25 protein-coding genes and 1 pseudogene are annotated in these 24,841 nt (G+C 61.8%); 16 read left to right on the top strand and 10 right to left on the bottom strand.

Annotated elements, in window-relative coordinates; genetic code table 11:
• Together FJW07_RS24410 and FJW07_RS24405 are read left to right on the top strand one after the other, a co-directional pair.
• Positions 1-573, top strand: a complete 573-nt coding sequence (locus FJW07_RS24410; RefSeq protein WP_140859083.1) for an SIS domain-containing protein — start codon at positions 1-3, stop codon at positions 571-573.
• Entirely contained in the window at positions 566-1,198 is a 633-nt protein-coding gene (locus FJW07_RS24405; protein WP_140859082.1) for an HAD family hydrolase, read from the top strand. Before FJW07_RS24410 ends, FJW07_RS24405 begins: the two co-directional genes overlap by 8 nt.
• A gap of 69 nt (positions 1,199-1,267) precedes the next feature.
• Here FJW07_RS24405 and FJW07_RS24400 read toward each other — a convergent pair whose 3' ends face one another.
• The gene (locus tag FJW07_RS24400) at positions 1,268-1,744 is read right to left on the bottom strand and encodes an Lrp/AsnC family transcriptional regulator (RefSeq protein ID WP_140640772.1); all 477 of its coding nucleotides are present in this window, start codon (positions 1,742-1,744) and stop codon (positions 1,268-1,270) included.
• A 274-nt stretch (positions 1,745-2,018) separates the two neighbouring features.
• On the opposite strand from FJW07_RS24400, the gene trxB reads away from it, so the two are divergent.
• Positions 2,019-2,993 carry a thioredoxin-disulfide reductase gene (gene trxB / locus FJW07_RS24395; RefSeq protein ID WP_140859081.1) on the top strand — a complete coding sequence of 325 codons (975 nt, stop codon included), beginning with the start codon at positions 2,019-2,021 and terminating at the stop codon, positions 2,991-2,993.
• A gap of 72 nt (positions 2,994-3,065) precedes the next feature.
• On the top strand, positions 3,066-3,962 hold the full coding sequence (locus FJW07_RS24390) for a LysR family transcriptional regulator (RefSeq protein ID WP_140640770.1): 897 nt from the start codon (positions 3,066-3,068) through the stop codon (positions 3,960-3,962).
• 18 nt (positions 3,963-3,980) lie between these two features.
• Here the strand turns inward: FJW07_RS24390 and FJW07_RS24385 are convergent, their stop codons facing one another.
• The 3 genes from FJW07_RS24385 to FJW07_RS24375 all read right to left on the bottom strand — a co-directional run bounded on the left by FJW07_RS24385 (position 3,981) and on the right by FJW07_RS24375 (position 8,958).
• The gene (locus FJW07_RS24385; RefSeq protein ID WP_140859080.1) at positions 3,981-4,481 is read right to left on the bottom strand and encodes an isoprenylcysteine carboxylmethyltransferase family protein; all 501 of its coding nucleotides are present in this window, start codon (positions 4,479-4,481) and stop codon (positions 3,981-3,983) included.
• A 676-nt stretch (positions 4,482-5,157) separates the two neighbouring features.
• Positions 5,158-7,206 (bottom strand): elongation factor G, encoded by a 2,049-nt coding sequence (locus FJW07_RS24380; RefSeq protein ID WP_140859079.1) that lies wholly within the window; start codon positions 7,204-7,206, stop codon positions 5,158-5,160.
• 222 nt (positions 7,207-7,428) lie between these two features.
• Positions 7,429-8,958, bottom strand: coding sequence for a bifunctional diguanylate cyclase/phosphodiesterase (locus FJW07_RS24375; protein WP_140653723.1), 1,530 nt, complete (start codon positions 8,956-8,958; stop codon positions 7,429-7,431).
• Positions 8,959-9,368: 410 nt separating this feature from the next.
• Between FJW07_RS24375 and FJW07_RS24370 the strand changes: the two genes are divergently transcribed.
• Complete coding sequence (locus FJW07_RS24370) at positions 9,369-9,764, top strand: cupin domain-containing protein (protein ID WP_140859078.1); 396 nt, start codon at positions 9,369-9,371, stop codon at positions 9,762-9,764.
• A gap of 56 nt (positions 9,765-9,820) precedes the next feature.
• Here FJW07_RS24370 and FJW07_RS24365 read toward each other — a convergent pair whose 3' ends face one another.
• Entirely contained in the window at positions 9,821-11,023 is a 1,203-nt protein-coding gene (locus FJW07_RS24365; RefSeq protein ID WP_140859077.1) for a pyridoxal phosphate-dependent aminotransferase, read from the bottom strand.
• Between the two features lie 199 nt (positions 11,024-11,222).
• Between FJW07_RS24365 and FJW07_RS24360 the strand changes: the two genes are divergently transcribed.
• The 3 genes from FJW07_RS24360 (at position 11,223) to FJW07_RS24350 (ending at position 13,775) form a co-directional block, all read left to right on the top strand.
• Complete coding sequence (locus FJW07_RS24360; protein WP_140859076.1) at positions 11,223-12,125, top strand: EAL domain-containing protein; 903 nt, start codon at positions 11,223-11,225, stop codon at positions 12,123-12,125.
• Entirely contained in the window at positions 12,122-12,982 is an 861-nt protein-coding gene (locus FJW07_RS24355; RefSeq protein WP_140859075.1) for an EAL domain-containing protein, read from the top strand. Before FJW07_RS24360 ends, FJW07_RS24355 begins: the two co-directional genes overlap by 4 nt.
• A 184-nt stretch (positions 12,983-13,166) precedes the next feature.
• Entirely contained in the window at positions 13,167-13,775 is a 609-nt protein-coding gene (locus tag FJW07_RS24350) for a glutathione S-transferase family protein (RefSeq protein WP_140859074.1), read from the top strand.
• A gap of 44 nt (positions 13,776-13,819) precedes the next feature.
• Here the strand turns inward: FJW07_RS24350 and FJW07_RS24345 are convergent, their stop codons facing one another.
• The 3 genes from FJW07_RS24345 to FJW07_RS24335 form a co-directional block, all read right to left on the bottom strand.
• Positions 13,820-14,008: a hypothetical protein gene (locus FJW07_RS24345; protein ID WP_348639979.1), complete on the bottom strand. Its 189-nt coding sequence runs from the start codon at positions 14,006-14,008 to the stop codon at positions 13,820-13,822.
• Between the two features lie 62 nt (positions 14,009-14,070).
• Positions 14,071-14,271 (bottom strand): hypothetical protein, encoded by a 201-nt coding sequence (locus FJW07_RS24340; protein ID WP_140640750.1) that lies wholly within the window; start codon positions 14,269-14,271, stop codon positions 14,071-14,073.
• Between the two features lie 329 nt (positions 14,272-14,600).
• Positions 14,601-14,813, bottom strand: coding sequence for a cold-shock protein (locus FJW07_RS24335; RefSeq protein ID WP_027168154.1), 213 nt, complete (start codon positions 14,811-14,813; stop codon positions 14,601-14,603).
• A gap of 259 nt (positions 14,814-15,072) precedes the next feature.
• Between FJW07_RS24335 and FJW07_RS24330 the strand changes: the two genes are divergently transcribed.
• Positions 15,073-15,399, top strand: a complete 327-nt coding sequence (locus FJW07_RS24330) for a hypothetical protein (RefSeq protein ID WP_140703824.1) — start codon at positions 15,073-15,075, stop codon at positions 15,397-15,399.
• A gap of 132 nt (positions 15,400-15,531) precedes the next feature.
• Here FJW07_RS24330 and FJW07_RS24325 read toward each other — a convergent pair whose 3' ends face one another.
• A complete protein-coding gene (locus FJW07_RS24325; protein ID WP_140859073.1) occupies positions 15,532-16,101 on the bottom strand; it encodes a methylated-DNA--[protein]-cysteine S-methyltransferase in 570 nt (189 codons plus the stop codon).
• 165 nt (positions 16,102-16,266) lie between these two features.
• Here FJW07_RS24325 and FJW07_RS24320 point away from each other — a divergent pair, with 165 nt between their 5' ends.
• From FJW07_RS24320 to FJW07_RS32395, 7 genes and pseudogenes are all read left to right on the top strand, one after another.
• On the top strand, positions 16,267-17,262 hold the full coding sequence (locus FJW07_RS24320) for a lytic transglycosylase domain-containing protein (RefSeq protein WP_140859072.1): 996 nt from the start codon (positions 16,267-16,269) through the stop codon (positions 17,260-17,262).
• A gap of 39 nt (positions 17,263-17,301) precedes the next feature.
• Positions 17,302-17,790 (top strand): N-acetyltransferase, encoded by a 489-nt coding sequence (locus FJW07_RS24315; protein ID WP_140859071.1) that lies wholly within the window; start codon positions 17,302-17,304, stop codon positions 17,788-17,790.
• 431 nt (positions 17,791-18,221) lie between these two features.
• Positions 18,222-19,478, top strand: coding sequence for an ABC transporter substrate-binding protein (locus FJW07_RS24310; protein WP_140859070.1), 1,257 nt, complete (start codon positions 18,222-18,224; stop codon positions 19,476-19,478).
• A 23-nt stretch (positions 19,479-19,501) separates the two neighbouring features.
• Positions 19,502-20,416, top strand: a complete 915-nt coding sequence (locus FJW07_RS24305; protein WP_140859111.1) for a sugar ABC transporter permease — start codon at positions 19,502-19,504, stop codon at positions 20,414-20,416.
• A gap of 1 nt (position 20,417) precedes the next feature.
• Positions 20,418-21,242, top strand: coding sequence for a carbohydrate ABC transporter permease (locus FJW07_RS24300; protein ID WP_140859069.1), 825 nt, complete (start codon positions 20,418-20,420; stop codon positions 21,240-21,242).
• Positions 21,243-21,390: 148 nt separating this feature from the next.
• The gene (locus tag FJW07_RS24295) at positions 21,391-21,945 is read left to right on the top strand and encodes a DUF4142 domain-containing protein (RefSeq protein WP_140859068.1); all 555 of its coding nucleotides are present in this window, start codon (positions 21,391-21,393) and stop codon (positions 21,943-21,945) included.
• Positions 21,946-22,320: 375 nt separating this feature from the next.
• A pseudogene (locus tag FJW07_RS32395) lies at positions 22,321-22,699 on the top strand (RidA family protein).
• Positions 22,700-22,904: 205 nt separating this feature from the next.
• Here the strand turns inward: FJW07_RS32395 and FJW07_RS24285 are convergent.
• Entirely contained in the window at positions 22,905-24,767 is a 1,863-nt protein-coding gene (locus FJW07_RS24285) for an NACHT domain-containing protein (protein WP_140859067.1), read from the bottom strand.
• Positions 24,768-24,841 lie beyond the last annotated feature (74 nt).

The raw sequence follows: 24,841 nt of genomic DNA, 5'->3' as shown, positions 1-24,841 counted from the left end.
ATGTCTGACTTGAACGATTATCTTGTCCGCTCCGCGGCGGCGATCTCAGCGATGGTTGAACGCGACCTCACCGCGGAAATGGAGCGCGCCGTCGCGACCGTCGTCAAGGCGCTGTCGCAAGGCAAGGCGCTGCTGATCTGCGGTAATGGGGGCTCGGCGAGCGACGCCATCCACATCGCCGGCGAGCTGGTCGGCCGCTTCCTGAAGGAACGCAAGGCCTATAACGTCATCGCGCTGCCGGCCAACGCCGCGGTGCTGACGGCTTGGGGCAACGACTACGGCTTCGACACCGTCTTCTCGCGCCAGGTCGAGGCGCATGGTTCGGAAGGCGCGGTGCTGCTGGCCATCTCGACCAGCGGCAATTCGCCGAGCATCCTTGCCGCGGCCGAGCAGGCGAGGGCGATGGGCATGACGGTGATCGGCCTGACCGGCGAGACCGGCGGCAAGCTCAGGCCGCTGACCGACATCCTGCTCAACGTGCCGTCGACCTCGACGCCGATCATCCAGCAGGGGCATTTGTGCCTCTATCATCATCTGTGCGAGGCGGTCGAAGCGCGTCTCAGCAATGGCTGAGGGCGAGTCCGCCTTTCCGCTCGTCAAGCCCGGCCTATGGGTGGAGCGGATTGGTAGCAAGGTCTTTGCGGCCGGCCGACCGGCGCTGTTTCTCGACCGTGACGGCACCATCAATGTCGATACTGGCTATCCCGACAATCCGGCCGATGTAGAGCTGCGCGACGATATCATACTTGCCATCGAGGCCGCGAACCGGCGCGGGATTCCGGTCGTTGTCGTCACCAACCAGTCCGGCATCGCACGCGGCTATTTCGGCTGGGATGCGTTCGCCAGGGTCAACGAGCGCGTGCTCGGCCTCATGGCTGAACAAAACGCGTTTGTCGACATGGTTCTTGCCTGCGCCTACCACGACGCCGGCAAGGATCCGCTAGCGGTTGCCGACCATCCGATGCGCAAGCCCAATCCGGGCATGCTGCTGGAGGCGGGCCGGCGGCTCGGCCTCGATCTCAAGCGATCGCTGATCGTCGGCGACAAGCCGGCCGATATGGAAGCCGGCCAGCGCGCCGGCCTTGCGCGTGGCTGGCTGGTCGACGGCGAAGGCTCGACGATGGACGGGCTCTCGGTTTTGCCGTTGCGCGGCGCTCATGACCTTGAGGCGCTGCTTACCGCGATACGGTCGCTCTGATCGCGGTTTGATTCAAAGCCCCGAGCTAAACCGCTTGTTTTTGCAGGTGAATTTCCGGAAGCCGGCACATTAAGTCGGAAAAGCCACCAGGCCCTCATCCTTGACGCGACGGATGGTCAAGGCGGTGCGCACGGTGTCCACATTGGGCGCCGAAGCAAGCTCCTCGATGACGAAGGTCTGGAAGGTGCCGAGGTCGCTTGCCACGCAATGCAGCAGGAAGTCGGATTCGCCCGACACCATCCAGGCGTCGCGCACGATCGGCCAGCCGCGCGTGCGCTCGGCGAAGGCTTTCAGTTCGGCATCGGCCTGATGATGCAGGCCGATCAGGCAGAAGGCCACGACATCCATGCCCAGTGCCGGGGCGTTGAGAAGCGCGCGGTAGCCGCGGATGATGCCGGCCTCCTCCAGCCGCCTGACCCGGCGCAGGCAAGGCGGCGCCGAGATACCGACCCGGTTGGACAGTTCGACATTGGTCATGCGGCCGTCGCCCTGCAGCTCGCGCAGGATCTTCCAGTCGATGGCGTCGAGATCGGCTTTCAGCGGCATGAAGGGCTTTCGCGCAAGAATCTTTCGCAATTTTGTAATTTGGTTTCGCGCCGGAGGCCATAGCTTTGCGATGATTTTCTCCCTGTTTTGAGGCATGCCGTGATCCCAGAGCCGCGCACACCTCTGGCGCCATGCATTGATGACGGTCGGCGATATGGCCCGATATGCAGAGGACGAAGCTTTCCGGGGACGAAGGCCAACCTGCCTTGCTGGTCCCACGGGCAACACTTACATTACGCGCGACAACCACGGCTGCGCGCCGCAGGGGACTTTCATGAACACCAAGCATGCGCCTGTTCTTATCATCGGTTCCGGCCCGGCCGGCTACACGGCGGCGGTCTACGCCGCGCGCGCCATGCTGAAGCCGATGCTGGTCGCCGGCCTGCAGCAGGGCGGCCAATTGATGATCACTACCGACGTCGAAAACTATCCCGGCTTCGCCGATCCGATCCAGGGCCCCTGGCTGATGGAGCAGATGCTCAAGCAGGCCGAGCATGTCGGCACCGACATCATCAACGACATCATCACCGAGGTCGACCTCAATGTGCGGCCGTTTCGCGCCACAGGCGACTCCGGCACGGTCTACACGGCGGACGCCTTGATCATCGCCACCGGCGCGCAGGCCAAGTGGCTGGGCATCCCGTCGGAGCAGGCCTTCATGGGCTTCGGCGTTTCGGCCTGCGCCACCTGCGACGGCTTCTTTTATCGCGGCAAGGACGTCGCGGTGGTAGGCGGCGGCAATTCCGCAGTCGAGGAGGCGCTCTATCTGTCGAACCTCGCCAAGAGCGTCACCGTCATCCACCGGCGCAGCGATTTCCGCGCCGAGCGCATCCTGCGCGAGCGGCTGCTCAAGAAGGACAATGTCCGCGTCATCTGGGACACGGTCGTCGACGAGATCACCGGACGGCCGGGCAAGGCGCCGCTGCCGCCCTCGGTCGAGGGCCTGACGCTGCGCAACGTGGTGACCGGCCAGGAATCGAAGCTGCCGGTCGACGGCGTGTTCGTCGCCATCGGCCATGCGCCGGCGGTGGAACTCTTCGCCGGCAAGCTGAAGCAGAAGCCGAACGGCTATCTGTGGACGGCGCCCGATTCCACCCGCACCGATGTGCCCGGCGTCTTCGCCGCCGGCGACGTCACCGACGACGTGTACCGCCAGGCGGTGACGGCGGCCGGGCTTGGCTGCATGGCGGCGCTCGAGGCGGAAAAATATCTGGCGGGCATCGAGGTTCACCGCGAAGCGGCGGAATGACAGATCGGCTGAAAGAAGCCGTTTAAAAGCCTGATTTTTCATTCAGACGCCGAAGGCAACGCGAGGGGAATCATGGCGCTGGACTGGGACAAATTACGCGTATTTCACGCAGCGGCGGAGGCTGGGTCGTTCACCCATGCCGCGGAGACGCTGCATCTGTCGCAATCGGCTATTTCGCGGCAGGTCAGCGCGCTGGAGCATGATGTCGGCGTCGCGCTGTTCCACCGCCATGCGCGCGGCCTGGTGCTGACCGAGCAGGGCGAGATGCTGTTCCGCACGGCGCATGACGTGCTGATGAAGCTGGAAACGATCAAGACGCGGCTGACCGAGACCAAGGACCGGCCGTCGGGCGTGCTCAGGGTAACGACCACGGTGGGCCTGGGCGCCGGCTGGCTGACCGAACGGGTGCAGGAATTCATCGAGCTCTATCCCGAGATCAGCCTGCAGCTGATCCTCGCCAATGAGGAGCTCGACCTCACCATGCGCCAGGCCGATTGCGCGATCCGGCTGCGCCAGCCGCAGCAGCCCGACCTCATCCAGCGCCGGCTGTTCACGGTGCATTTCCACCTTTACGCGGCGCCGTCCTATATCGCCAAGTTCAGCAGGCCGGCCTCGATCGCCGAGCTCAGGAACCACCGCATCGTCACCTTCGGCGTGCCGGTGCCATCGCATCTGTCGGAGCTGAACTGGCTGGAGACCGTCGGCGATTTCGAGGGCGCGCAGCGGGTGCCGACGCTGCAGATCAACGACATCCTGTCGATCAAGCGGGCCGTGCAGGGCGGCGCCGGCATTGCCATGCTGCCGGACTATGTGATCAACAAGGACTCGAACCTGGTGCAGTTGCTGCCGGAGACCGAGGTGCCGTCCTTCGATACCTATTTCGCCTATCCCGACGCGATGAAGAACCAGGCGAAGCTGCACGTTTTTCGCGATTTCATCATCGCCAAGGCCCGTAGCTGGTCTTACTAAAAGCGCCCGGCCGAGAAACTATTGCCCGCGCCACGGCGTCAGCCGTGGCAGCCAGCCGGGGACGGCGCGGCGGTAGGTTTCGTATTCCGCGCCATAGCGATTGGCGAGCGTCGGCTCTTCATAGACCTTGACGAAGGAGACCATCGCCGCGGCGGCGATCAGGCCGTAGACCAGCACCGCCCAGCTCGAAAAGATCAGCGCCTGGCCAAGGATGATCGCCAGCACCGCCACGTACATTGGGTTGCGCACATGGCGGTAGATGCCGCCGACGACCAGTTTCTCGGTCGGCGCCACGGGAGCGGGCGTGCCCAGGCCCTCGAGGGCAAAATGGGCAAAGGCATGAAGCAGGATGGCGGCGGCTCCGACCACGAGAAGCGAGCCCGCAGGCACGAAGCCCGGCAGAGCCGACAGAGGTTCGCGATAGTGGTCGGTCAAGAGCCACGGCGCCAGGCCGGCGACGACGCCGGGCGCAACCACAAGGAACAGCGCGCTGCCGGCGATTGCCGAAAAAGTTCGCATCGTCGGTCTCCTGCCGTAAAAATAAACTCGGCTTGCCGAAATCGACATCATTTCGCCGACTCGCATATTTCCGAGAAAAATCAGCTCGATTTTGCATTTAAGCAGTCGCTTTAGGGCCGGAAACGCACCGGAATCGGCCATTTTTCTGGTCCTATGGGTTCCAGGAATAGGTTGGACCACAGCCTGCGTCTTTTTGCATGCGTGTGTTGCAAAATAGATGCTTGTTTCTTGGGCATGATGAGCACATATATAGTGTCATCTCCAGGGCGCGTTCTCCTCCCATTAGCGCCCTCGAGTGTTCCCCTCTGGAGGTTAGCCCTAATCGGCACTTCCAATCAACTCAGCCGGATCTTTATTGATCCGGCTTTTTTGTTGCCCGCGTGCCTTCGAGCCGGGAAAAAAACGACTGGATCCACCACGTAACAGTGACATGTAACATCGGGTAACATGTCGCGGACGAACTCTATGGTTTAAGTAGAGGATAGGACGCGGTTGGTCGGTTCGGGAGATGGGGGCATCACTCGGAAGACCGGGCTCAGGCAAGCACCGCGTCCGAACCATTTTTCCGGATGCGGCGGACCAGCCGTTGCCTCCCAGGAAAACGGTCCGCAATAGGAACGGCGTCCGGATCATCCGGACGCCGTTTTCATATCTTCAACAGAAGTCTGCGACCTGCTCAGGCGGCTTTGCCGTTGGCGTTCATCGCCTCGTCGGCGAGCCGGCCGGTGAGCTCGGCCATGTGGTCGAAAGCGGCCTTGTAGCTGGCGACGCCGGCGGTCGCCGAGCGCAGCTCGATGATCAGGTCACCGATTTCGGCCTGCGGCATGGTCGCCTCGACGACGTCCCAGCCGGGCCAGTCGGGCCTTGCATCATAGCCGAGGATCTGGCCGCGCCGCTGCGGGATCAGCGCGATGATCTTCGAGGTCGCGTCCGAAGGCGTGACGATCTCGACCTTCATCACCGGCTCCAGCAGGACCGGCGAACAGGCGGTCATGCCTTCCTTCATCGCGAGCTTCGCCGCCATCTGGAAGGCCATGTCGGAGGAGTCCACGGCATGGTAGGAGCCGTCCGACAGGTTGACGGCGACGTCGACAACCGGGAAGCCGAGCGGGCCTGTCTTCAGGTAGTCGCGGATGCCGGTCTCCACCGACTGAATGTAGGTTTTCGGCACCACGCCACCGGTGATGGTGTCGGAGAACTGGAAGCCGGACCCGCGCGGCAGCGGCTTGATCTCGATCACCACGTCGCCGAACTGGCCGTGGCCGCCGGACTGCTTCTTGTGGCGGCCGCGCTGCTGCGCTCCTTTGCGGATCGTCTCCCGGTAAGGCACCGCCGGGGCATGACCCTCGATCGGGATCTGGTTCTTGCCCTCGAGGCGCTCGCGAACCACGCGCAGATGCATTTCGCCGTGGCCCGACAGGACGGTTTCGGCGGAATCCTGGTTGTGGCGCAGGCTGAGCGATGGATCCTCTTCGGCAAGCCGCTGGATCGCCGCGGACATTTTGACCTCGTCCTTGCGCTCCTTGGGGCGAAGCGCGAAGGCGAAGACAGGCTGCGGCGGTTCCAGCGTGACCAATGGCCGGATGCCGCCCTTGGCCGAACTCAGCGTCTGGCCGGTCTTGACGTCGTCGAGCTTGCCGAGCGCGACCGTGTCGCCCGCCTTGGCGGATGTCAGCTTCGTCTGGTCCTTGCCGAGCATCTTGTAGATGCCGGAAACCTTCGCCGTGTCGCCATTGGAAAGGAAGAGCTCGGCCGCGTCGGCCAATTGGCCGGAAAGCACGCGCGACACCGAAAGCTTGCCGCCATGCGCAGTGTGGATGGTCTTCATCACCTGCACCACCGTCTGGCCGTCCGGCGCGCCAAGGCGCTTCCTGGTTGCCTCGACATCGGGCGCGTCGTGGCGAATGGCCTTCAACAGGCGCAGCACGCCATTGCCCTTCTCGGCCGTGCCGATCAGCACCGGCGTCACCGCGCCGGCGCGCAGGTCGGCCGAGAGATCATCGAAGATCGCATCCTTCGGCGGCTCGATCTCCTCCAGCAACTGCTCCATCAGGTGATCGTCATGGTCGGCAAGCGTCTCCAGCATGGAGAACCGCGCCTCCAGCTCGCGCGCCTTGTCGTCGTTCGCGATGTCGGCGACCTGGCTCTCGGCATATTCGCGGTAGATGTAGGCGCGTTCCAACGCCAGATCGATCGAGCCGATGACGACACCGTCCTTGCGCACCGGAATCTGGCGCAGCAGCAGCGGCACAGAACTTGCCGGCTGCAGCATCTTCAGCGTGTCGCGCACGCCCATGATCGCCTTGTCGACCTTGTTGAGGAACAGGATGCGCGGAATGGCGAGATCGTCGAGCTTGCGCATGATGAGCTGGAGTGCCGGGATCTTCTTCTCGTCGGCCTCGGCGACGACGACAGCGAGGTCGCAAGCGGCAAGCACGGGTTCGGCCTCGAAGGCGAATTCGATGGAGCCGGGGCAGTCGACGAAGGTGATCTGCTCGCCCATGAAATCGGTGGTGGCGAAGGTCGCCTCGACGCTCATGGCGTGAGCGCGGGCCTCGGGCGAATGATCGGAAACAGTGTTGCCCGACGAAACTGGTGACTGGCGGGGAATGGCGCCCGTGCGGGCGAGTATGGCTTCGAGAAGTGTCGTCTTACCGCTTGCGAAGGGACCGATTATGGCGATGCATTTCGGTCCCGTGCGTCGTCCTCCGGCGCGAGTACCCATGGCTGACCTCCACTCAGGCGTTTCCCAAGAGAGCGACCAGCAAAAGTGAAAACCGGTTTTGCGTCCGATCGCACCCTGTGCAGAGCGGCGGCCGGCCTGTTCGGCCGTCGCGGGCGGGGTTTATCCACCCCTTCCCAAAGCCATCGTCACACGGGTTCGCCGGGAGGGCAAGAAAAATAGGATGTTCGCCGGCTTGGAGTCGTCAGGCCACCATTTCCTATGTCAGGCTGTGAGGGCGAGCGGTTCGCGGGCGGCTGCACACAACGCGCTTGCCTTGTCGCGCGGCGCGGGCTTGCCGAAGAAATAGCCCTGGAAACGGCTGCAGCCGGCGGTCCTGGCGAGGGCGAATTCCTCCGCGGTTTCGACGCCTTCCGCGACGATGGCGATGTCCTGGATGCGGGCGATCTGGGCAAGCGCGGAAACGAAGATCTGCGCCACCTGGTCATGGGCGAGGCTGCGGATGTAGGAGCGGTCGATCTTGACGCTGTCGATGGGCAGCGACTTCAGATAGTTGAAACCGCAATGGCCGGTGCCGAAGTCGTCCAGCGCAATGTGGAAGCCGAGGCCGCGCAGCGCCTCCAGGCGCCTCAGAACCTCGGGCGTCGCGGCCGTCGCCACCGTCTCGGTGATCTCGATGATGAACTGCGATGCGGACCGGCCGGTTTCGCGCAGGATCCGGTTGCACATCGTCACGATCTCGTCGCGCTTCAACTGCTCGCCCGAGACGTTGATCGAGATACGCCGTCCGGGAAAATGCCCGACATCGGCACAGGCGCGCTTGAAGACCCACTCGCCGATCATGTCGATCAGCGTCGAGCGCTCGGCGATCGGGATGAATTCCGCCGGTGAGATCAAACCGCGCACCGGGTGACGCCAGCGGATCAAGCCTTCCAGCGCGTCGACCGAGCCGTCGGGATTGACGATCGGCTGATAGTGCAGCTCCAGCTCGCCGAGATAGACCGCGGCGCGCAGTTCGCGTTCCACCAGGCGGCGATAACGCTTGTCCGACAGCATCTCCTCATCGAAAACAGTGATGCGGCCGCGACCGGCGGCCTTGCTTTCGTAGAGCGCGAGATCGGCCAGCAGCATCAATTCAGCGCCGTTCGAAGCATGCAACGGCGCGAGCGCGACGCCCACCGAGATCGACAGGGGAATGATCTTGCCTTCATGCCTCTTGCCGGCACGCATCGCGTCCAGCAGCCGGCGCGCGTCCTTGTTGATAATGGCGACGTCGCCATGCGGAACCATGATGCCGAACTCGTCGCCGCCGAGCCGGCCGATGACGCCGTCCTCGAAGATGCGCTGGGCTTCCGCGACCAGGTGCGCCAGCGCCAGATCGCCGAACTGATGGCCGAACGTGTCGTTGAGCTGCTTGAAATGATCGAGGTCGATCAAAAGCAGGCTTGCCTGGCGACGGTTGCGCAAGCCACCCAACCAGTCGCCCAGCGCTTCGATGAAATAGCGCCGGGTCATGGCCCCGGTCATGGCATCGACGGTGAGAAAGCGATGCTTCTCGGCCTCGGCATCCGCCGCCGATTGCAGGCGCTGGACGACGCTCGCGCGCATATACATCAACACCAGAAGCGCCATTAAGGTCGATGCCACCGATACCACCAGCGCGCCTGCGCGGGAGGCGTTCTCCGTCAGCGCGAAAGCCGCAAGCCAGGTGGCGGCGATGCTCATCACGAGCAAAGCCTGGATGCCGCGATAGATACGGCCGCTGTGATCCTTGATTGTCGCCAAGATACTCATGTCCGCGCCCCCACAGCACGCGACATGGCTAGGGCTTCAGCCGTTAACAAACACTGAGTTCGGCGACCGTTCCGCGGCATTAATCAGCGCCGGATTGAGCGGTGGCGTTTTATGGTTAAAAAGCAACGATTTATGACAGTTTTTTGACCGGCTAACGAGCCTCTATCGCGGGGCCTCGACGCGGTCGTCAGGCGGCTGAAAAGGCCGGTTGCGTCAACAGCGCATCGGGGTGAAACTGCTTCGTAAGACGAGGCAGGAGCGGTTCACCGTCTCGCGGAAACGGCGAAACGCTCCATCTCTTTGTTTTTATGCAATTCCGGACGGAATGTTGCGGCGAAGGCGCCGAACTTAACCGCTCACACTTTTCCTGGAATTGCTCCAGCGAAGCATTATTCGAGAAGGATTGGACGATGAAGATCATTGCGTGCGGCTCAGTGCCGACAGTCACCGCGCCGGACAAATACTTTACCGGGCGGGTGCTGCAGACGCCAATCGTCGAGAAGGAGGCGCCGGCAAGGCTCAGGGCGACGCTGGTCAGCTTCGAGCCCGGCGCACGCACGCATTGGCACACGCACCCGCTCGGACAGACGCTCTATGTCACCTCCGGCGCCGGGCTTGCGCAGACCTGGGGCGGACCGATCGAAGAGATCAGGGCAGGGGATGTCATTTCCTTCGCGCCGGGCGAAAAGCACTGGCACGGCGCCGGGGCGAAAACCGCCATGGCCCATATCGCCATGCAGGAGGCGCTGGACGGCGTCCATGCCGACTGGCTGGAAGCGGTCACGCCGGAGCAATATGGCGGCTAAGGCCAACAAAAAACCCGGCCGAAGCCGGGTTTTCCAATGTGACAACGTGGCGTCGATCAGGTCAGCGACGCGGTAAAGCGCTGGATGCGCGTGCAGGCTTCTTCCAGCAGCGCGTCCGAGGTGGCGTAGGAGATGCGGAAGTTCGGCCCCAGCCCAAAGGCCGAGCCGAACACCACCGCGACGCCTTCGGCCTCGAGCAGCTCCGCGCAGAAGGCTTCGTCATTGTCGATGACCTTGCCCGTCTTGGTCTTCTTGCCGATCAGCTGGGCGCAGGACGGGTAGACGTAGAAGGCGCCTTCGGGCGAGGGGCAGGAGATGCCGCGCGCCTGGTTGAGCATCGAGACGACGAGGTCGCGCCGGCCCTGGAAGATCGCCTTGTTCCTGGCAATGAAATCCTGCGGCCCGTTGAGCGCCTCGACGGAAGCCCATTGCGCGATGGTGCAGGCGCCCGACGTCTGCTGGCCCTGGATCATGTCCATGGCCTTGACGAGGGGCACCGGGCCGGCGGCATAGCCGATGCGCCAGCCGGTCATGGCATAGGCTTTCGACACGCCGTTCATGGTCAGCGTGCGCTCATAGAGGTTCGGCTCGACCTCGGCGATGGTCTTGAAGACGAAGTCGCCATAGGTCAGGTGCTCATACATGTCGTCGGTCAGCGTCCAGACATGCGGATGCTTGAGCAGCACGTCGGCCAGCGCCCTGAGCTCGGCCTCCGTGTAGGCGGCGCCCGAGGGGTTCGACGGCGAATTCATCAACAGCCATTTGGTCTTCGGCGTGATCGCCTTTTCCAGCACTTGCGGTGTGAGCTTGAAGCCGTTGTCGATCGAGGTGTCGGCGAACACCGACGTGCCGCCGCAGATCGCCACCATTTCGGGATAGCTCACCCAGTAGGGGCGCGGGATGACGACTTCGTCGCCGGGGTTCAGCGTCGCCATGAAGGCGTTGAACAGGATCTGCTTGCCGCCGGTGCCGACGATGGTCTGCTCCGGCCGGTAGTCGAGGTTGTTCTCGCGCTTGAACTTCCTGGCGATCGCCTCGCGCAGCGGCACGATGCCGGAAACCGGCGGATATTTGGTCTCGCCGCGGCGGATCGCCTCGATCGCCGCGTTCTTGATGTTGTCGGGCGTATCGAAATCCGGCTCGCCGGCGCCGAGGCCGATCACGTCACGGCCGGCATTTTTCAGCTCGCGCGCTTTCTGCGTCACCGCGATGGTCGCGGAAGGCTTAACGCGGGAAAGGGCGTCGGCGAGAAAGGCCATGACAAAACGTCTCCTAGGAAAGCGGCCAGGAGCGGCCGCGGCGCCTCTCATGTCGCATCGTGGCGCGGAGCGCAAGCATTGTGCGATGAGCCAGAGGTCAAGGAGGCGTGAGCGGCAACGCTAAATTCATCAACGGCCGGTAAACCCTTGGCTGGCGGGATCGCAGATCGGATTGCGCCTGTTCGCGGAGCGAGAAACCTTGTCGCGCAGCATCGGGCTTGCCCACCTCATCCGTCATGATGACGGCACCTCGACCGGTGTCTGGGGCATCTATACGCTGCAGAGCGCGTTCCAGCCGATCTTCGCCTTCAAGGAGGGCAAGCTTTCGGTCGCCGCTTTCGAGGGGCTGATCCGGCCGTTCCGCGACGGCGAGCCGCAGTCGCCGGGGACATTTTTCGGTACCTGCCCGGCGGCCGACCGGCTGCATATCGAGGCGCTGACGCGCACTCTGCATCTTCTGAACGCCGGCGCCTGCCTGCCACAAGAGGCGTCCATCTTCGTCAATTTCGATCCGTCGGTCTTCACGGATCGCAGCATCGCCGACAAGGCCCTGCGCGACATGCGGCTGGTGCTGCACGAAGCCGGCATCGATCCGCGCCGTATCGTCTGCGAGGTCACCGAGCAGAAATCGGCCTCGCAGGAAACACTCTACGATTTTGTCGAGGCGTTGAGGGCCAACGGCTTCCGCATCGCGGTGGACGACTATGGCGCCGATGAATCCGACATCAACCGGATCAAGGAACTCAAACCAGACATCGTCAAGTTCGACGCGCATTGGATCACCCATCTGATGGAGTCCGGCGCGGGCTTTGCCTTGCTGACGGCGATGGTGCAGAGCTTCGAGAACCAGGGCATCCGCACCGTCTTCGAAGGCATTGAGGAAGGCTGGCAGCTGGAGCTTGCCGAGAGGTCTGGCGCCTCCATGGTGCAGGGCTATGTGCTTGCCCGGCCGGAACTTGCCCCCACCAGCTTTCGCGTTTTCAACAAGGGCACGCAGCAGCCTTCGACCGGAGACAGCAAGGCATCGGCCGCCGCAAGCCCGGCGGCTCCAACGCCGCACGGACGGCCGGCAAGGGTGTTCGGGCGCAAGGTCACGCCATGAGCGGACAACCAGACAGGCGGCGCAACGTCGCCGAGGCGATCTTCGCCGACGAGATCGGCCTCCAGTTCGGCGTTTATGGCGAGTTCCGGCTGTGGAGCGCCTATCAGCCGATTTTCGCGCCGGAGGGCAGGGTGCTCAGAGCCGTCGCCGTCGAGGGGCTGATCGAGCCGCGCCGCGTCGCGCAGCCGGTAGCCTCTTCGGTCTTCTTCGGCGGCATTCCCGCGCCCGACCTTCTGTTTGTCGAAACGATGTGCCGGATGCTGCATCTCGGCAATTATCGCAACATCGGCGTCGAGGGATTGACGCTGTTCTTCAACTATAATCCGACCATCAACGACCATCTCGGACGGGCGCTCGCCGAGATCCGGCTGATGACCAGGCATCTCGGCGATCTGGAGCTTGAGCCCAGCCTGCTGGTCTGCGAGATCACGGAGCAGGCAGCCGACGACCAGGTTCTTGCCAGCCTGGTGCGCGAAATGCGGCGCGATGGCATCCGCATCGCCATCGACGATTTCGGCACGGGGCATTCGACCGAGGCGCGCATCGATCTGCTTGCGCCCGACATCGTCAAGATCGACGGCGCCTGGTTTGGCGAGCTCTGCCGCCATGCCGCCGCTGAACGCTTCTTCCGGCCGTTGGTGGCGACGCTGCACGAGCGCGGCGCCAAAGTGCTGGTCGAGGGCATCGAGAACGCACAGCATTTGCGCGTCGCGCTCGAGGGTGGCGTCGACCTTTTGCAGGGTTTCCATCTCGCCCGTCCGGCGCTCGCCGGCACGATCTTCAAGGAAGAACCGCTTTCCGTCGACGCCCTGCTCGGCGCCGGCAACAAGGTCGTGCCCCTGCATCAGCATCTCTGATGCCGATCAAGGAAAATGCATCAGCATCGCTGATGCCGACCAAGGAAAACGCATCAGCATCGCTGATGCGGGACTCCAAAGGACGTATCAGCGCCGCTGATGTTTCGTCTCAAAAACAAATCACTGGATGGGACCTAGCCGCGCGCGTTAGAGCGTTCCCAGGAGACTCGAGAGGGCAAGAGGCATGATCCTTTACGACATGGCCGACAGCGGCAATTGCTACAAGCCGCGGCTGTTGATGGCGAAGCTCGGCATCCCCTTCACCCGGGTCGAGGTGAGCTCGCATACCGGCGAGACACGCAAGCCCGACTATGTCGCCAAGAATCCGAATGCGATGGTGCCGATGCTCGAGCTCGACGACGGCAGGCGCATCGCCGAGAGCAATGCCATCCTGCTCTACCTCGCCGAAGGCACGCGCTTCCTGCCGGCCGACAAATATGAGCGGGCGTTGGCTTACCAATGGCTGTTCTTCGAGCAATACAGCCATGAGCCCTATATCGCGGTGCGCAAGGCGCTTTTGACTTTCCCGGAGCGGGCGAAGGACGCGACGGCGGAACGATTGGCGCAGACGCTGGAACGCGGCAACAAGGCGCTCGGCGTGATGAACCAGCATCTGGAGCGGAACGAATTTTTCGCCGGCAACGCCTATAGCGTCGCCGACATTGCTTTATATGCCTATACCCACACCGCCGAGACGGGCGGCTTCCAGCTGGACGCCTATCCGGCGGTCGCCGCCTGGCTGAAGCGGGTCGAGGCGGACAAGGGGCACGTGCCGATCGAGTGGAAGGAATGATCTAGCGTCTGCTAGCCGCTTTCGCTGGAGCACAAGCGCGAGGGCTATTTGATAAGTCGATCATATTCGGCATGGGTGCCGATCCAGATCCAGTCAAAACCATCACCGCTTTCAAGAGCCAAGGCCCGATAATTGTCGTCTATTCTCGCCGACCAAAGCTCTCCCACCTTCTTGAAATGGAGGGATGGATGTCGCGGATTGGTCTTCATCAAAATGAAATTCTTGTCGGCCACGCGGCGAGCGGCCTTTGGCAAAGAATTGTATTTTGTCCAGAAGCTAGCGGTGGCTCTGTGCCTCACAGGTCACGCAGTTTGCCGGCGGCTATTTCGGCACGTGCGTCTGCCACCAGCTTATCCAGCCGGCCCGATTTTGCGTCGGCCTCGATCTTCCGGTCCCATAAATCAGCCTGCAGCGCTTCGAACCATGCGGCGAACGCTTTAAGCTCATCTGGGCTGAGCTCCGCGACGGATTTTTCGATCTGTTCGAGTTTGGTCATGCATCAAAGGTAGCATTGATGGGCCAAAAGTGCCACCCGCGGGCTGCTGGGCCCGGACAACAACCCACCCAAAAATCCGGGCAACAAAAAAGGCGGGCAATGCCCGCCTTCCTCTGCCGGTAGCCTGATCGGGAACGTCTGGTCCGGGCTGGCAGCTATCTGCTGTTCCAGCTTGTCGGGTCTTTTCGCTCCGGCGCGCTTCTCGCGCGACCGTCAGTACATCCGTGACTTGCCGCGCGCCCCGAACCTTCGTCCGGCGCGCGCCTTTGCTTAGCCGCATTTCTGCAACGCCAAGCGATTCCGCTTGGCTGCAAAATGCTTAAGCCAAATCAGGCTGCCTTGCTAAGAGATCCAGCAGCGGACTTGCCGGTGCGGCGGTCCTGCTCGATCTCGAAGTTGATTTTCTGGCCTTCAGCGAGGCTGGTCATGCCAGCGCGCTCGACAGCGGAGATGTGGACGAAAACGTCCGCGCCGCCATTGTCAGGCTGGATGAAGCCGTAGCCCTTGGTGGCGTTGAACCACTTGACCGTACCAGTTGCCATATAAAATGCCCTTCCACATTTGCTTTCGTTTGACCAGACCCGAAGTCCGGCCGGTGGTATCGAAATTTTGGAGACGTCAGCAAACGCGAGGGATCGCGAGGCCCGATCGATCGGCCAAATTCAATGGCCCGCATATAGGACAGTTTGCGAAGGAATACAAGACTGGTTGCAGGCGCGCTGCTCGCGGTTGCATGGAAGTTTTGACAGCGGCCGCGCGTTGTGGAGGGATGAGATGCTTGCCGTTCCATGGAGAGGAACCATGAAGACCGTTTTGCTTGCCGCCTGCTTCCTGCTGCTGGCGGCCGAGGCGCAGGCGGTGTCGCGCTACGATCCGACGCGCATGAGCTGCGACCGGGTGCAGGCGACGATCGCCAGACAGGGCGCCGTCATCCTGCGCTACCAGTCGACGCGCGTGCCGGGGCTGCCGCTTTACGACCGCTACGTGCGCGACGAGCGCTTCTGCAACGCGGGCGAAGTGAGGGCGCGCGCCTATGTGCCGAGCGCCGACACCAGGTCCTGCATGGTCTATGTCTGCAAGCGTCCGGATTTCGACCGGCGCTTCCGCCGCCGGTTCCTGCAAGATTAGAGCGGTTCGGCGTTTCACGGAAACGCCGAACCGCTCTAATCTTCTTTGTCTGACGCAATTCCGGACGGAACGCCACGGCGAAGCCGCCGAGCCCAACCGCTATGCATTTTTCCTGGAATTGCTCTTGTGTTCTCAGAACCCGAACGAGGCTTGCATGGCCGGCGGCGGGCCGACGCGCACGCCTTCCATGGCCAGCATCCTTTCCTTGGTGGCCGAGCCACCCGGCGCGGAGAAGCCGCCGATCTTACCGCCGGCCGCCAGGATGCGGTGGCACGGAATGACCAGCGGCACCGGGTTGGCGCCAAGCGCCGCGCCAGTTTCGCGCGGAAGGCCGGCATGGCCGGCGCGCTTCGCCAACTCACCATAGGTGGTGGTCTCGCCGAAGCGGAGCTTGCGCGCCGCGTCATAAATGGCGAGGCGGAAATCGTCGACGCCGTCGAGATCGACCGGCACGCCGGAGAAGTCGACGTCCTCGCCGGCCGCATAGGCCTTGATCGAGGCGATCAGATCGACCACCCAGGACGGCTGGTCTGTCGAGGCTGAGACGCCGGGGTGGCGAAGCAGCCGGCGCTCGACCGCTTCGCGGCTGCGCTCCGGCAGGCAAAGCCGGATCAGGCCCTTCTCGCTCCAGGCGATGCCCATGAAGCCGATCACTGTTTCTAACACTGCGTGGCCGGCCGTGATCTGGGATGTGGGTTTCATGACGTATTCCTTCCGCAAAACAGCGAAAAACGAGTACATATCCAGAACAATATGGCACTTCCGCCCTGTTGTCGCCACCCGAAAACCGCCGGGTGGCCCCGATTGCCGGGTGTGAATCGCTGGTGTAAGGACTCCTTAACAACCGACAAACCGGATCCGCACGGCTTGCCCGCTAAAATCATATTCACCGCGATCGGCGTGCTCGTTGCCGCTGCTGGTCTGAGCGGTTGCACCTCGACCTCGCAGATGAAGGCCACGCCCGCGCTTGCGGAAGCCTCGACGCCTGCCGCCGCGGACGATGCGCCGACGCTCGCGCTGCCTGAAACGGTGGCCGTGCTGCCAGAACCTTCCGGCCTCGCGCAGGTGCAGACCGCGGCGCTGACCGGCGATGCCGTTGCGGCGGCAACCACGCCAGGCTCGCCAGCGACGCAAAGCGCGCTCGCGACGCAAAGCGCGCTGTTGCCGCCACCTGCCCAGCCCGGTGCGCCCCAGTCCGGAGTAGCCTTGACGCAGCCGGCGGCTTTCGCCGGTTCGACGCCGCTCGTCGGCCAGTTTCCGCCGCCCCCGGTGCTGACCGCCGGCGGCTCGCCGACCGGCCCGGGATCCATCAGCCGAGCGGCGGTCTATACGACCGCGGGCGTCGCCATGCCGGTCACCGGCCAGTCGGCGAAAGTCGCTCCGATGCCCGGCGTCCAGCAGGTCGCCTATGTGGCGCCGGAAAATCCGGCGCTGCTAGCGGCACCCGGCCAACCCGAGCAGCACGCCAGCGGCCCGCGCAGCGAGATCGAACGGCTGATCGAGAAATATTCGGCGATCTATGAGGTGCCGATCGACCTGGTACGCCATGTCGTCAATCGTGAAAGCACCTTCAACCCGAAAGCCTATAATCACGGCCATTGGGGACTGATGCAGATCAAGCACGCGACGGCTCGCGGCATGGGCTATGACGGACCGGCGACCGGCCTATTCGACGCCGAGACCAATCTCAAATACGCGGTGAAATATCTGCGCGGCGCCTGGCTGGTTTCGGGCGGCAACGCCAAGCGGGCCGACATGCTCTACCAGACCGGCTATTATTACGACGCCAAGCGCAAGGGCCTGCTCGAGGCGACGGGCCTTGGCGTCGACCGCAAGCGCCGCCGCCTGCAACCCGACGCCTGAGCCGAGGGTCAGGTCGCGCGCGGCGTTCGAGACAGCGCCATGCATGAAAACACAACGCCTCGCCCGCCGGCTGCCAACGACATCCGCCTGCGCAAGCTGTTCGACGATACGCTTACCGCGCCGCACTGGCCGGAAGGTTTCGTCATGCGCGTGTTCGAGCAGCGGGATGCGCAGGCTTTGCACGCGCTGCTGGAAGAGGTGTTCGACGACGGCGCCGACGGGCCGTTCGACGAATGGTGGCCGCGCATTGCCGGCGATGCGGAGTTCGATCCCGCTCTCTGTTTCCTGGCGATCGACGGCAAGGGCCTGCTGGCGGGCGCGGCGCTTTGCTGGACGTCCGGTTTCGTCAAGGACCTCGCCGTCCATCCGGAATCGAGACGGCAGGGCCTCGGCGAGGCGCTGATGCGGCAGGTGTTCCTGACGTTTCGCGGGCGCGGGGCGACGCATGTCGATCTCAAGACCAATAGTGTGAAGAACACCACGGCCTTCCGGCTCTACGAACGGCTCGGCATGATCCCGGTCGGCTGAGAAGGCTGACGCGCAAGGCGCGGCGGGCCGGATTGGAGGCTCCCGGCGCGGCGTTGCAACCACCTGCGCGCGAGCATTGTGAACGGCTTCACATAGGCTGACGTTAGGGCATGCTAATTCGTCGTCGTGCCGGGCGGCCGATCGGCGGATCGACGCGGGCAAGGCGTCGGAGGAGGCTGTGCCGGCATGCGTCAGCCACTCCCAGGCGGGCTCCGGGGCGGGGTTTCGGAGCCCGTCCGCTTTGCGTGAAGCGAGGTGGACGGAACGGGTCATCGACGCGGTCAAGCCAACCGAGATCGGCTTCACCGACCCGCCGGCTCGGTCGGCAAGTACAAGCGCGGGAACCCTAAGCGGCGTGGCGCATTCAACGCAGGGGCCTTGATGAGCCGCGACCTGTGCGTCGCCGGTCGGGCAGGGAGGTCCGCCACCCCGTGAAACTTGCTTTGGCATTCCTGGCCGCCGGCATCATGCTTGGCGCTGTTCAAGCGCGAGCCGTGGAGCTGTCGATCGTGTCGGGCGATACCGGCAACGGCATCAAGGTGCTGCGCGAGATACTCGATCGTTACGAGAAGAAGAGCGGCAACAAGGTCGACATCGTCGTCATTCCGCCTTCGACCACCGACCAGTTCGGCCAATACCGGCTCTGGCTCGCCGCCGGCAGCAGCGATATCGACGTCTACCAGACCGACGTGATCTGGGCGCCGCAGCTTGCCAGCCAGCTGGTCGACCTGACCGAGGCGACCAGGGATGTGGTGGGTGAGCATTTCCCGTCGATCATCAAGTCGCAGACGGTCAACGGCAGGCTGGTCGCCCTGCCGATCTTCACCGATGCGCCGGCGCTCTACTACCGCAAGGATCTGCTCGACAAATATGGCGCCAAGGTGCCGACCACCTGGAAGGAGCTCGCCGATACCGCGAAGCTTGTGATGAACAAAGAGCGGGCGGCCGGCAACAAGGACATCTGGGGCTTCGTCTTCCAGGGCAACGCCTATGAGGGGCTGACCTGCAACGCGCTCGAATGGGTGATGTCGAATGGCGGCGGCGGGATCATCGAGCCGGACGGCACGATCTCCATCGATAACCCCAAGGCTGCGGCCGCGCTCGACATGGTCAAGGGCTGGATCGGCACCATCGCGCCGCCGGGCGTGCTCGCCTATCAGGAGGAGGAAGCGCGCGGCGTCTGGCAGACCGGCAATGCCGTCTTCATGCGCAACTGGCCCTATGCCTATGCGCTCGGCAACAGCGAGAATTCGCCGATCAAGGGCAAGTTCGACGTGGCGCCGCTGCCGGCCGGCGAAGGCGGCCGGCCGGTCGCCACGCTCGGCGGCTGGAACCTTGCGGTCTCCAGATATTCGAAACATCCTGCCGAAGCGATCGACCTGGTCAAGTTCATCGCCTCTCCCGAGATGCAGAAATACCGGACGCTCAAAACATCCAACCTGCCGACCATCCCGGCGCTCTATGACGACCCCGACATCGCCAGGCAGCAGCCGATCGTGCCGCGCTGGAAAGAGATTTTTCTCAACGCACAGCCAAGGCCGTCGGCAACCGCCAGGATCAAGTACAACGAGGCATCGAGCCAGTTCTGGACTGCCGTGCACGACACGATCTCCGGCCAGGGCGCCGCCGCCGACAATCTGGCCGATCTCGGCGCGAGGCTGACCAGGCTGAAAGGCAAGGGCTGGTGAGCGCGGCAAGGCGATCGCCGCTGATGCGCCGACGCGTGCGCACGGCCTGGCTGTTCCTCGCGCCGATGCTTGTCGTGCTCGCCGCCGTCGCCGGCTGGCCGTTCCTGCGCACGGTCTATTACGGTTTCACCGATGCTTCGCTGGCCGATCTCGATGCAAGGCAATGGGTGGGCTTCGACAATTATTTCTCGGTGTTGCGGCTGCCGAGCGGCCGCTTGCTCTATGACGGGTTGCTCGTCGATCCGGTCTGGTGGCGCGCGGTGTGGAACACGGTGCGCTTCGCTGTGGTGTCGGTGGCCTGCGAGACGGTGCTGGGCATGATCGTGGCGCTTGCGCTCAACACGGAATTCCCGGGACGCGGCATCGTGCGGGCCGCGATCCTCATTCCCTGGGCGATCCCGACCATCGTCTCGGCCAAGATGTGGCAGTGGATGCTCAACGACCAGTTCGGCATCATCAATGTCGCGCTTCTCAATCTCGGCCTGATCGACACCAAGATCGCCTGGACCGCCAATGCCGACACCGCGATGATCGCCGTGCTGATCGTCGACATCTGGAAGACGACGCCGTTCATGGCGCTGCTGATCCTGGCGGCCCTGCAGATGCTGCCGCGCGAGATCCTCGAGGTGGCGAAGCTCGACGGCGCCAACCCGTGGCAGATCTTCTGGCGGGTGACCTTGCCGCTGATCCGGCCGGCGGTGATGGTGGCGGTGATCTTCCGCGCGCTCGACGCGCTGCGCATCTTCGACCTGATCTACGTGCTGACGCCGAACAATGTGCAGACCAAGTCGATGTCGATCTTCGCGCGCGAGAACCTGTTCGAGTTCGACAAGTTCGCCTATGGCTCGGCCGCCTCGACGCTGCTTTTCCTGATCATCGGCCTGCTCACCATCGCCTATATCCGCATCGGCCGGCTGAGTTTCGAGGGAGGGCGCTGACATGAAGATGCTGAAGCGCGCCGGCTTCTACCTGCTGCTCCTGGCGATCGTTTTCGTCGCGGTGTTTCCGTTCTACTACGCAATCGTCACCAGCCTGAAATCGGGAACAGAGCTGTTCCAGGCGGGCCTCTGGCCGCAATCGTTCAGCCTTGCCAATTACCGCAACGTGCTGACCGAAGGTCCCTTCCTGCGCAATCTCGTCAATTCGCTGATCGTCTCCGGCGCGGTCGTCGCGATCTCGCTGCTGCTTGGCGTCACCGCGGCCTACGCGCTGGCGCGCATTCGTTTCCGCGGGCGCTCGGCGCTGATGCTGGCCATCCTGTCGGTGTCGATGTTTCCGCAGGTCGCGGCACTTGCCGGGCTGTTCGAGATCATCCGGGCGCTGCATCTCTACAATTCGCTCTTGGCGCTCATCCTGTCCTACATGATCTTCACCCTGCCGTTCACGGTCTGGGTGCTCACCACTTTCGTGCGCGACCTGCCCGTCGAGATCGAGGAAGCGGCGATCCTCGACGGCGCCGGACCATGGACCATCCTCACGCGCATCTTCCTGCCGCTGATGTGGCCGGCGCTCGCCACCACCGGGCTGCTTGCCTTCATCAGCGCCTGGAACGAATTCCTGTTCGCGCTCACCTTCACCTCCACCAACACGCAGCGCACCGTGCCGGTGGCGATCGCGCTGCTCTCCGGCAACTCGCAGTTCGAGATCCCGTGGGGCAACATCATGGCCGCTTCGGTGATCGTCGCCGTGCCGCTGGTGGCGCTGGTGCTGGTCTTCCAGCGCCGCATCGTGTCCGGCCTCACCGCCGGTGGGGTGAAGGGCTGACGCGGCGCGGTCTCAGGCCGCCTGGCGGGCGAAACAGCCGACGCAGGACCGAGGACGGCGGGCCGGTGAGCGCTTCTTTCCACGCAACCCCTGGGGCCGATGCCGCGTTGGGGGTGGCGGAGGGGCTGTTTCGGATCGGAGATTTGAGATGAAAACGCTGCTGCCCCTGGTCGCCGTCGCGCTTCTTGCCGGCGCGCCCGCCGCGTTCGCCCAATCGGATAATTCGGATGCGGTCGGGCCGATGGTGACCGAGAACAAGGTCGACACCCAGACCTTCGTCGCGACCGTGCCCAACGCCAACGCATTCGAGATCCAGTCGAGCAAGCTGGCCGAGGAAAAGTCGGCGTCGGCCGATGTCAAGGCTTTCGCCGCGCAGATGATCAAGGACCACACCAAGGCCGGCGAGGAGTTTAAAGCCGCACTCAGCCAGGGTCAGACGACGGCTTCGATCAAGCCTGCCGCGCCGGGACTGCAGCCCAAGGAGCAGCAGATGCTCGACGAATTGAAGGCTGCGAGCGGCAAGGACTTCGACACCAAATACATCACGATGCAGACCGACGCGCATAAGGACGCGGTGGCGCTATTCTCGACCTATGCCAATTCCGGCGACGACCCGGCGATGAAGGAATTCGCCAAGAAGACGCTGCCGGTGCTGAAGATGCACGAGAAGCATGCGAAGGAACTGGCGGTGGCGCATCAGTGAGGGGCGTTCGACCGTTCGCCACGAAGTCGCTCGGCCTTCGATAGTGTCGTAAGCCTAACTTGCCGAGCGTAGGCGCTGCCCCTCATTGCCCTGCCCATCCTTCGCTGCAGCTACGGAGGGTGAACCGGGCATTTCTCCCTGTAAGCGTAAACGGGGAGAAAGAGGCCTGCACCGGCGCTTTCGCCAATCATCAACATTGCAGGATGGGCGCCGGCATCGCGGCCAGCCCCTTCTCCCCGTTCAACGGGGAGAAGATGCCGGCAGGCAGATGAGGGCCGGCGCCGGCCTCGATTGGAAGCACTGGAGAAGGAGAGAACGCCGCTGGCGTTCCCTCGCTGCCGCGATAAGCTCGCGCCCAACAAAGGGAGGACCACCATGGATAATAAAGTCATCGAAGTACCCGTGATGTCGGCCAAGGTGCGCGCGCTCGGCCTGCCGTGCTCGACGGCGGTGCGGGCCAACGGCTTCGTGTTCATCTCGGCGACGCCGCCGGTCGACATGGCGACCGGCGAGATGGTGCGCGGCGAACCCAGACCGAGGCGTCGCTGAAGGCGCTGAAACGTTGCCTGGAAGCGGCCGGCAGCTCGATGGACAAGGTGGTGATGGTGCGCATCTACGCCCCGGCTTCTACAACGCCATCAACCGGGTCTATGCGCGGTATTTCAGCGTGAACCCGCCGGCGCGGAGTTTCGTGCCGGTGGCGTCGTGGCAGACGGAGTTCGATATCCAGATTGAGCGCGTGGCCGTGGGGTGAAGGCTGGGGGCTCCTACTACAGTTGCACGGGTGAGGTGCAACCCGCCTGCGTAGACGGCAAAGCAGTGACAGCGGCCTACACGCGATAAACCGACGACGCAGCCTACCAAGGATTCGGCCCCTGCGGACAAGTCGAGCTCTGAGTCCACAGGCCTGGAATCGTGTATCAGGACCAAAGGTGGTGAAAGGCGCAGCTGTTGCGATCTTAGCCGAAAAAATCCGCAAAAGAGGTTGTTACGCTTTTGTACTCCTGGTTTTCGCGATTCACGAAGTTGTAATTCCTTAGCGCGCGGCTCGCCACGAAATAGTACATATAACTTTCTTTCCAGCGAAATTTATCTATCCCCCCTACGATCTCTTGCCCTTGGCAACCGATATTAAACTTCGCACCGTCACTCCAGATATCGAACGTAGTCCCAACCTCCACCTCTTGCCTGAAAAGTCGCCTAGCGAAAGCCTCGTCCTCGACCCTGTCGACTTTGTCTTCCTCTTCTGGAAAATAATCGTCAGCCAACCTTTGAATATTCCTATCGAATGCGTCGAAATTTCCAGAGGAATTTAGTGTAATCTGCCAATCTCTTTCTCTCGGTCGTCTAGATTTAGATGGGCTGAGTTTCCTTTCAACTCTTGTTATGGTAAACCGTCCTGATATCTCTCTGAAATATTTCTCCGGTATCCCAACTTCAGACTTCATGTCATAAATTTTTTTATATGCCTTTCTCATAGGGATTATATACTTTTCCCTAAAAAGGTCCTTGTTTATGTCGTATACCATTCCTAGTACTTGGTCGTTATATCTAGCCGCAAATTTCTCGAAAATACGCTCGACATTTCGGCTAGCAACTCGGGCAATGCAGTACGCCGCAAAATATTCTTGAAAGCTTCTGTGGGTGAAATCGTACTCTATCCCCTCTTTCTTCAGCAGGCATATGCTTTCCATAACATCTTTAATAAATCGGCCGCTGTCGTATGTTGACCCCTCAATAGATTTGGCTCTTTCAACATACAGGCGTAGGGTTTCATCACGGAATTCGAAAGCTTCATCGTAGTAGGATGTGAGGCAGAAATACGACAGCTGCCGGATGAATTCCTGTTTATCTAGGGTGCTGTGAAATTGCCTACTATATCCACCTTTGGTCAAATCATGTCGATGATAAAGAGCTTCAAACGCTTGCTCGTAGAACAAAAACATTTTCTTTGGAATATCTGGATTGTACGAAAACGTAACAAGCATCATATATGCTAGCAGCGGATTCGAAAGAAAGCTTGTGTGAGTATCGTAGAGATGATCAGTTTTAATTTTTGAGACTATTTTATCTATCTTGGAGTTGTCAAACGGCGCCTTCTCAAGTAGCTGAATCGCTTTCTTTTTATCTAGCGGTTCCACTTTAACAATGTGAAATTGGTGCCACCCGCTAAACCTGTCATCCGGGCGACTTGTAACTATAATAGTAAGTTTTGGATGAGCGCTTTTCAAATTTATAATCAAATTCTCTATAGGTTGCCTTTTCTCGAAGTTTATCTCGTCGAATCCGTCAAGAAATAATATAAAATGACCTTGGTGGAGCGATCTCTGAAAATTCGGTTGGCTTATCTTTGATCCGGACTTAATTATCGTATGAAATATAAAGTCCTCAATACTTTCGTGAGTGAATCTGTTTAGTTGCCTGAGTTCTAAAAAGAAAGGTATCTTTCCGCGAGGATCTTCGAAGTAGGACAGCCATAGGTATCTCATGAACATAGACTTGCCGCCGCCGCCAGTTCCTACGATAACAGAACTGCTATTTTCGCGTATCTTAGAAACTAGATCGTACTGATCAAATTTTAATCCTTCTGAAGAAAAGTTCTGGTCAGAATATATATCAAGAAAATTTATAATCTCGTCGCTAAGTATGGTTTTTAACTTTGTGCATTTCTCAAATGCGGCGCTTAAATGCGGCCCAAGGTCGGTCTTTATCTCGTCTTTATCTGAGGAAATCTGATTTGATTTATTCTGGATGTATGAATCAACTAGTTTTGTAAGAAGGTGGCCGAAGCCCTGTGTGGCTATAGTCTCTAAGAACCCCATGACTTCCCCCGCCCTGTAAAGTCTGGGAAGCTTAGTTGGCTAGTGTATTCAGCGCAAGCCCGACGTGCTCTGTC

It is taken from the genome of Mesorhizobium sp. B3-1-9, from assembly GCF_006439595.1.
Taxonomy (GTDB): domain Bacteria; phylum Pseudomonadota; class Alphaproteobacteria; order Rhizobiales; family Rhizobiaceae; genus Mesorhizobium.
Note: the sequence above shows the minus strand (reverse complement) of the source record. Positions and strands in the feature narration are given on the sequence as shown.

Excerpts from the sequence above, each read along its gene's own strand:
- trxB (WP_140859081.1), top strand. The coding sequence starts at position 2,019 with ATGAACACCAAGCATGCGCCTGTTCTTATCATCGGTTCCGGCCCGGCC.
- FJW07_RS24305 (WP_140859111.1), top strand. The coding sequence starts at position 19,502 with ATGCGCCGACGCGTGCGCACGGCCTGGCTGTTCCTCGCGCCGATGCTT.
- FJW07_RS24370 (WP_140859078.1), top strand. The coding sequence starts at position 9,369 with ATGAAGATCATTGCGTGCGGCTCAGTGCCGACAGTCACCGCGCCGGAC.
- FJW07_RS24315 (WP_140859071.1), top strand. The coding sequence starts at position 17,302 with ATGCATGAAAACACAACGCCTCGCCCGCCGGCTGCCAACGACATCCGC.
- FJW07_RS24350 (WP_140859074.1), top strand. The coding sequence starts at position 13,167 with ATGATCCTTTACGACATGGCCGACAGCGGCAATTGCTACAAGCCGCGG.
- FJW07_RS24405 (WP_140859082.1), top strand. The coding sequence starts at position 566 with ATGGCTGAGGGCGAGTCCGCCTTTCCGCTCGTCAAGCCCGGCCTATGG.
- FJW07_RS24295 (WP_140859068.1), top strand. The coding sequence starts at position 21,391 with ATGAAAACGCTGCTGCCCCTGGTCGCCGTCGCGCTTCTTGCCGGCGCG.
- FJW07_RS24325 (WP_140859073.1), bottom strand. The coding sequence starts at position 16,101 with ATGAAACCCACATCCCAGATCACGGCCGGCCACGCAGTGTTAGAAACA.
- FJW07_RS24355 (WP_140859075.1), top strand. The coding sequence starts at position 12,122 with ATGAGCGGACAACCAGACAGGCGGCGCAACGTCGCCGAGGCGATCTTC.
- FJW07_RS24365 (WP_140859077.1), bottom strand. The coding sequence starts at position 11,023 with ATGGCCTTTCTCGCCGACGCCCTTTCCCGCGTTAAGCCTTCCGCGACC.
- FJW07_RS24335 (WP_027168154.1), bottom strand. The coding sequence starts at position 14,813 with ATGGCAACTGGTACGGTCAAGTGGTTCAACGCCACCAAGGGCTACGGC.
- FJW07_RS24410 (WP_140859083.1), top strand. The coding sequence starts at position 1 with ATGTCTGACTTGAACGATTATCTTGTCCGCTCCGCGGCGGCGATCTCA.
- FJW07_RS24385 (WP_140859080.1), bottom strand. The coding sequence starts at position 4,481 with ATGCGAACTTTTTCGGCAATCGCCGGCAGCGCGCTGTTCCTTGTGGTT.
- FJW07_RS24300 (WP_140859069.1), top strand. The coding sequence starts at position 20,418 with ATGAAGATGCTGAAGCGCGCCGGCTTCTACCTGCTGCTCCTGGCGATC.
- FJW07_RS24380 (WP_140859079.1), bottom strand. The coding sequence starts at position 7,206 with ATGGGTACTCGCGCCGGAGGACGACGCACGGGACCGAAATGCATCGCC.
- FJW07_RS24340 (WP_140640750.1), bottom strand. The coding sequence starts at position 14,271 with ATGACCAAACTCGAACAGATCGAAAAATCCGTCGCGGAGCTCAGCCCA.
- FJW07_RS24285 (WP_140859067.1), bottom strand. The coding sequence starts at position 24,767 with ATGGGGTTCTTAGAGACTATAGCCACACAGGGCTTCGGCCACCTTCTT.
- FJW07_RS24390 (WP_140640770.1), top strand. The coding sequence starts at position 3,066 with ATGGCGCTGGACTGGGACAAATTACGCGTATTTCACGCAGCGGCGGAG.
- FJW07_RS24400 (WP_140640772.1), bottom strand. The coding sequence starts at position 1,744 with ATGCCGCTGAAAGCCGATCTCGACGCCATCGACTGGAAGATCCTGCGC.
- FJW07_RS24375 (WP_140653723.1), bottom strand. The coding sequence starts at position 8,958 with ATGAGTATCTTGGCGACAATCAAGGATCACAGCGGCCGTATCTATCGC.
- FJW07_RS24330 (WP_140703824.1), top strand. The coding sequence starts at position 15,073 with ATGAAGACCGTTTTGCTTGCCGCCTGCTTCCTGCTGCTGGCGGCCGAG.